This window comes from Streptococcus sp. 79, assembly GCF_013277425.1.
Taxonomy (GTDB): Bacteria; Bacillota; Bacilli; order Lactobacillales; family Streptococcaceae; genus Streptococcus; species Streptococcus pseudopneumoniae.
In genome coordinates, this window is sequence record NZ_VMMW01000114.1 from 1 (window position 1) to 6,470 (window position 6,470).

General features: G+C 43.6%; 10 protein-coding genes. All 10 read left to right on the forward strand.

Translation table 11 applies throughout. The features are described from left to right. The first annotated feature begins 130 nt into the window (after positions 1-130). The 10 genes from sstT (at position 131) to HT729_RS12290 (ending at position 6,309) form a co-directional block, all read left to right on the forward strand. A complete protein-coding gene (sstT, locus tag HT729_RS11290; protein ID WP_172921604.1) occupies positions 131-1,336 on the forward strand; it encodes a serine/threonine transporter SstT in 1,206 nt (401 codons plus the stop codon). Between the two features lie 67 nt (positions 1,337-1,403). Further along, positions 1,404-2,372 carry an aromatic acid exporter family protein gene (locus HT729_RS11295; RefSeq protein WP_023937243.1) on the forward strand — a complete coding sequence of 323 codons (969 nt, stop codon included), beginning with the start codon at positions 1,404-1,406 and terminating at the stop codon, positions 2,370-2,372. Between the two features lie 126 nt (positions 2,373-2,498). Continuing rightward, positions 2,499-2,879: a MarR family transcriptional regulator gene (locus tag HT729_RS11300; RefSeq protein WP_000221631.1), complete on the forward strand. Its 381-nt coding sequence runs from the start codon at positions 2,499-2,501 to the stop codon at positions 2,877-2,879. Positions 2,880-2,976: 97 nt separating this feature from the next. After that, positions 2,977-3,198: a DUF4649 family protein gene (locus HT729_RS11305; protein WP_000570255.1), complete on the forward strand. Its 222-nt coding sequence runs from the start codon at positions 2,977-2,979 to the stop codon at positions 3,196-3,198. 16 nt (positions 3,199-3,214) lie between these two features. Next, entirely contained in the window at positions 3,215-3,529 is a 315-nt protein-coding gene (gene trxA / locus HT729_RS11310; RefSeq protein WP_001140463.1) for a thioredoxin, read from the forward strand. Between the two features lie 201 nt (positions 3,530-3,730). Continuing rightward, positions 3,731-4,384, forward strand: coding sequence for a 7-cyano-7-deazaguanine synthase QueC (queC, locus tag HT729_RS11315; protein ID WP_138702628.1), 654 nt, complete (start codon positions 3,731-3,733; stop codon positions 4,382-4,384). Beyond that, positions 4,384-4,827 carry a 6-carboxytetrahydropterin synthase QueD gene (gene queD, locus HT729_RS11320; protein WP_023941074.1) on the forward strand — a complete coding sequence of 148 codons (444 nt, stop codon included), beginning with the start codon at positions 4,384-4,386 and terminating at the stop codon, positions 4,825-4,827. Before queC ends, queD begins: the two co-directional genes overlap by 1 nt. Beyond that, on the forward strand, positions 4,820-5,536 hold the full coding sequence (gene queE / locus HT729_RS11325; RefSeq protein ID WP_023938861.1) for a 7-carboxy-7-deazaguanine synthase QueE: 717 nt from the start codon (positions 4,820-4,822) through the stop codon (positions 5,534-5,536). The genes queD and queE overlap by 8 nt, the downstream gene beginning before the upstream one ends. Positions 5,537-5,554: 18 nt before the next feature. Then, entirely contained in the window at positions 5,555-6,046 is a 492-nt protein-coding gene (gene queF / locus HT729_RS11330; protein WP_023938863.1) for a preQ(1) synthase, read from the forward strand. Positions 6,047-6,057: 11 nt separating this feature from the next. Beyond that, positions 6,058-6,309 carry a hypothetical protein gene (locus HT729_RS12290; RefSeq protein WP_240164449.1) on the forward strand — a complete coding sequence of 84 codons (252 nt, stop codon included), beginning with the start codon at positions 6,058-6,060 and terminating at the stop codon, positions 6,307-6,309. Positions 6,310-6,470 lie beyond the last annotated feature (161 nt).

Sequence of the window (6,470 nt, forward strand, 5' to 3'; positions counted from 1 at the left end):
TAAAGTCGGGATTATACCATATTTTCATCAGTCTCATTATCCATAAATATTCAAAAAATAGACAGAAAATTCTTGATTTTGTCTATCGTTTATACTATAATCATAATCACTACACAGAAAGGAGATTATTATGAAAAGAATCATTCATGCTTGGAACAAGGCAAGCCTTGTCAAGCGTATCTTGATTGGTATGCTTTGTGGGGGAATTCTAGGACTGACCCTTCCTAATCTCTCAGAAATTGGGCTACTCGGGGATTTATTCGTTGGAGGTCTAAAAGCTGTTGCTCCTATCCTAGTCTTTGCTCTCGTTGCTAATGCCCTTTCCCAACATCAAAAGGGACAAGATAGCAATATGAAAACTGTTGTTTTCTTGTATATCCTAGGAACTTTTGCCGCTGCTCTTGTAGCTGTACTAGCAAGTTTCATCGTCCCTATTGAAATCACCCTAAATAGTGCTAATACCGATATTGCTCCACCAGATGGGATTGGACAGGTCCTCAGCAACCTCTTGCTCAAACCGGTTGACAATCCAGTCAACGCCCTGCTTACTGCTAACTATATTGGAATCTTATCTTGGGCAGTCATTTTTGGAATTGCTATGAGAGAGGCCAGCAAAAATAGTAAAGAATTACTAAAAACTATCGCTGACGTGACTTCTAAAATTGTCGAATGGATCATCAATCTGGCTCCATTTGGAATCCTTGGTCTTGTTTTTAAAACCATTTCTGACAAGGGAATCGGAAGCCTTGCCAACTACGGTATTTTATTGGTTCTATTAGTAACGACTATGCTTTTTGTTGCCCTTGTGGTCAACCCTTTGATTGCCTTCTTCTTTATGAGACGCAACCCTTACCCTCTAGTTTGGAACTGCCTCCGTGTCAGCGGTGTGACAGCCTTCTTCACTCGTAGTTCTGCGGCTAACATTCCTGTCAACATGAAACTCTGCCATGACCTTGGACTCAACCCAGATACCTATTCTGTTTCTATCCCACTTGGCTCTACTATCAACATGGCTGGAGCAGCGATTACCATTAACGTTTTGACCCTTGCTGCGGTAAATACTCTTGGAATCCCTGTTGACTTTGCCACAGCCTTTGTCCTCAGTGTGGTAGCAGCTATCTCAGCCTGCGGTGCTTCTGGTATTGCGGGAGGTTCCCTCCTTCTTATCCCAGTTGCTTGTAGCCTTTTCGGTATTTCTAACGATATTGCCATGCAAGTTGTTGGGGTTGGATTTGTGATTGGGGTCATCCAAGACTCATGTGAAACAGCCCTTAACTCTTCTACAGACGTCCTCTTTACTGCCGTTGCCGAATACACAGCAGCCCGTAAAAAATAACTCATAAAGGCAAGCCTGCTCAGGTCTTGTCTTTTACGCTTTTATTCTAACTTATTAGGAAACTCTTATGTCTATTAGCCAACGTACGACCAAGCTCATCTTAGCTACCTGTCTTGCCTGTTTTCTTGCTTATTTTCTCAATCTTTCCTCAGCAATTTCGGCTGGAATTATCGCTCTCTTGAGCCTATCTGATACGCGTAGAAGTACTTTAAAACTGGCTCGCAATCGCCTCTTTTCCATGCTCCTAGCTCTGGCTATCGGTGTTCTAGCTTTTCACTTGAGCGGATTTCATATCTGGAGCCTTGGTCTCTATCTTGCCTTCTATGTGCCTCTAGCTTACAAGATGGGCTGGGAAATTGGCATCACACCAAGCACTGTTTTGGTTAGCCATCTCTTGGTACAAGAGTCAACCTCTCCAGACCTTCTAGTCAATGAATTCTTTCTCTTTGCTATCGGTACAGGATTTGCTTTACTGGTCAATCTCTACATGCCTTCACGAGAAGAGGAAATTCATCACTACCACACATTGGTAGAAGAAAAGTTAAAAGACATCCTCCTACGCTTCAAATATTATTTATCCAGAGGGGATGGACGCAACCGAGCACAGCTGGTGGAAGAATTGGACACCCTTTTGGAAGAAGCCCTCAGACTGGTCTATTTGGATCACTCAGACCACCTCTTTCACCAGACTGATTACCATATTCACTACTTTGAGATGAGACAGCTACAAAGTCGTATCCTGCGAAATATGGCCCAGCAAATCAACACCTGTCACCTAGCTGCCAGTGAGAGCCTGATTTTGGCTCAACTCTTTTCAAAAATTGCAGGTCAACTGAGCCAGACCAATCCTGCTTCTGATTTGCTAGATGAAATCGAACGCTATCTGGAAGTCTTCCGAAACCGCAGTCTGCCCAAGACAAGAGAAGAATTTGAAACCCGCGCTACCCTTCTTCAACTCCTACGTGAAGCCAAGACCTTCATCCAAGTAAAAGTTGATTTTTACAAAAATATGGACAGTAAAAAAGAAAACCACTAAAAAACAGAACTTGCCAGCATTCTTGAAAAGTAGTATAATTATTGCATGCGCAATCATCTTGTGACGCAGAGACTGCCCGTTAATGGACTTTCTTCTATTTATGACTCTAAAAAGAAAGGAGACACTATGACCTATTTGGAAAAATGGTTTGACTTCAATCGGCGTCAGAAAGAAATTGAAAGTCTCCTGGAAGAGACCATTGCCCAACAGAGCGAGCAAAGTCTGACCTTGAAAGAGTTCTACCTGCTCTACTATCTGGACTTGGCCCAAGAAAAATCTCTACGCCAGATTGACCTGCCAGATAAGCTTCATCTGAGCCCGAGCGCAGTTTCTAGGATGGTGGCTCGCTTGGAAGCTAAAAATTGCGGTCTACTCAGTCGCATGTGCTGCCATCAAGATAGACGCTCTAGTTTTATCTGCCTGACAAGTGATGGGCAAAAAACACTGGCCTCTCTACAAAAGGCTGTCGAAGAAAGCTTGGAAACTGGTTTGGATTTCTTGATTTAAGATGATTTTAGAAAAAAGTTGCGTGCGCAATCATTTTTATTGACATTCTCTTTTACAAGGAGTAAAATAAAGTCAAGATTAAACAAAGGAGTTTTATATGATCGAAATTACTTATCTAGACGCCAGTAAGAACGAAAGAACTGTGACTTTCGAATCCTATGAAGACTTTGATCGTTCACAACAAGCTTGCCTTATCGGCGTCGCAGACTACTACCCTGTCCAAAAATTAACCTATAACGGTCATGATTTGGACTACCATGGAACTTATGGAGATATCTTCTTCTATCTCAAGAAACAAGATTTAAGCCAATATAACTAAAAAAAGGAGAAATACAATGGCAAAAACAATTACAGATGCAACATTCGAACAAGAAACAAAAGACGGTTTGGTCTTGGTAGACTTTTGGGCAACTTGGTGTGGTCCATGTCGTATGCAAGGTCCAATCTTGGACAAATTGTCTGAAGAACTTTCAGAAGATGTTTTGAAAATCGTTAAAATGGACGTTGATGAAAATCCAAACACAGCTCGTGCCTTTGGAATCATGTCTATCCCAACTCTTCTCTTCAAAAAAGACGGCCAAGTGGTGAAACAAGTTGCTGGTGTTCACACAGCAGACCAAATCAAGGCCATCGTTGCTGAATTGAGCTAATCAACTGAGAGACCAAGTACTTGCTTTGGTCTCTTTTTTCTTGCCCTTTGCCATTTTTCAAAAAATATGCTAGACTATAGGTAGAATATTACGATGTTTGGGACATGCCATCGCTAAAAAAAACCTCGATTTGGTATTTTTTAGCTCCCTCAAGGGAGCTTTTTGCGTGCTCTGAACATTCCCCATTTTGGAAGGAGTACTATGAAACGTCAATCAGCCTTGGTCGTCTTTAGTGGCGGTCAAGATTCTACAACCTGCCTCTTTTGGGCTAAAGAACACTATGAAACAGTCGAAGCTGTCACCTTTGCCTACGGTCAACGTCATCATCTCGAAATTCAAGTTGCCCAAGAAATCGCTGAGGAACAAGGAATTCGTCATCACATCTTAGATATGTCTCTGCTGGGACAAATCACTGAAAATGCCTTGACCTCCGATCTGGAAATCGAGCAAAAAGAGGGGGAGGTTCCCAATACCTTTGTTGATGGTCGCAACCACCTCTTTCTATCCTTTGCGGCAGTCCTTGCCAAGCAACGAGGCATTAAAGATATCGTGACAGGTGTCTGCGAGACAGACTTCTCAGGCTACCCCGATTGTCGAGATGTCTTTGTCAAATCCCTTAATGTTACCCTCAACCTTGCCATGGATTACGACTTCGTTATCCAAACACCTCTCATGTGGCTAGACAAGGCTGAAACTTGGGAGTTAGCTGACCAACTCGGTGCCTTTGACTATGTTCGTGAAAAGACCTTAACCTGCTACAACGGGATTATCGGACGTGGTTGTGGAGATTGCCCAGCCTGCCACCTACGTCAACATGGGTTAAATGTTTATCTCTCACAGAAAGGAGAAGCCTAATGTTTTTTGCACCCAAAGAAATCAAACAGGAAACCGGGGAGTCTCTGGTCTACAACCCTCACAGAACCTTGGTATCAAAAGAGTTTACCTTCGATGCTGCCCACCACCTCTTTCACTATGAGGGAAAATGCAAATCCCTTCATGGTCACACCTATCATCTGCAGATTGCTGTCAGTGGATTTTTAGATGAACGTGGCATGACCTACGATTTTGGAGACATCAAAGCAATCTACAAGAACTACTTAGAGCCCCACTTGGATCATCGCTATCTCAATGAAACTCTTCCCTATATGAACACGACTGCTGAAAATATGGTTTACTGGATTTTCCAAACCATGGACCAAGAGTTGCCAGACGAACGTGGTCTCCGTTTGGAATACGTTCGCCTCTATGAGACTCCGACTGCCTTTGCGGAGTTTAGACGGGAGTGGTTAGATGACTAGGGAACGTGTCCTCAAACTACCAGTTCTGGAAATTTTCGGCCCAACCTTTCAAGGCGAAGGCCGTGCAATCGGGCAGAAAACCATGTTTGTCCGCACTGCTGGTTGCGACTATCACTGCGACTGGTGCGATTCTGCCTTTACTTGGGATGGCTCTGAAAAGCCAACTCGTATGACAGCTGACGAGGTCATTGCTGCCTTGGATAAATTGGGGAGCTATGACTATGTAACCCTATCTGGGGGAAATCCTGCTATCCTAGCAGCCAACATGGCTGAACTCGTCACCAAACTCAAGGAACGTGGTGTCACTCTGGCTGTTGAGACCCAAGGCTCCCGCTGGCAAAATTGGTTAAAAGACATCGACCAGGTCACCCTCAGTCCCAAACCTCCTTCATCCAAGATGGAAGTCAACTTTGAGACCTTGGACTTTATCGTTTCCCAACTGGATCCAGACAAGGTCACCTTTAAAATCCCTGTCTTTGATGATGCAGATTTGGCCTTTGCCCGAGGCATACAAGAGCGCTACCAACCAGATGTTCTCTTCTTATCAGCAGGAAATCCTGAGCCCAAGGCCACAGGCAATATTGTCCAAGACCAACTAGACCGACTCAAAGAACTTTGGGAACGCATCGCCGCTGATGATAGCTGGGGCAATGTCCGCGTCCTTCCTCAACTGCATACCCTCCTCTACGATAACCAACGTGGAGTTTAAGATTAGAAAGAAAAAATCATGTCACAACAAGAAGAAATGAAAAACCTAAGCCTACTGGGCAACAAAGAAACCAACTACATTTTCGAATATCAACCAGAAATCCTCGAATCCTTTGACAATCGTCATGTGGAAAATGACTATTTCATCAAATTTAACTGTCCTGAATTTACCTCACTTTGCCCAATCACTGCTCAGCCAGACTTTGCAACTATCTATATTTCCTACATTCCTGACAAGCTCTGTGTTGAGTCAAAATCCCTCAAACTCTACCTCTTTAGCTACCGAAACCACGGAGATTTCCACGAAAACTGTATCAACACCATCGGGAAAGACTTGGTCAACTTGCTAGACCCTCGCTATTTGGAGGTTTGGGGAAAATTCACTCCACGCGGTGGCATCTCAATTGACCCCTACTACAATTACGGTAAGCCAGGAACTAAGTATGAAGGCTTGGCAGAACAACGCCTCTTCCAACACGACCTTTATCCAGAGAAAATTGACAACCGCTAAACTCATACTCAATGAAAATCAAAAAGCAAACTAGGAAGCTAGCCGCAGGTTGCTCAAAGCACTGCTTTGAGGGTGTAGATAAGACTGACGAAGTCAGCTCAAAACACTGTTTTGAGGTTGCATATGAAACTGACGAAGTCAGCTCAAAACATAGTTTTGAGGTTGTAGATGAAACTGACGAAGTCAGTAACCATACCTACGGCAAGGTGAAGCTGATGTGGTTTGAAGAGATTTTCGAAGAGTATCAATCGAGTAGGGGATAATCTCTAGCCCCTCTCACACCACCGTACGTGCCGTTCGGCATACGGCGGTTCAACTAACTTTTAACACATGTCGTTCAAGGTAATAATCCAAACACGAAACCAGTCCACGTTTTTCAAGGACTGGTTTTGATATAGCACGTTTAGTACCGACTTCTGAGCTA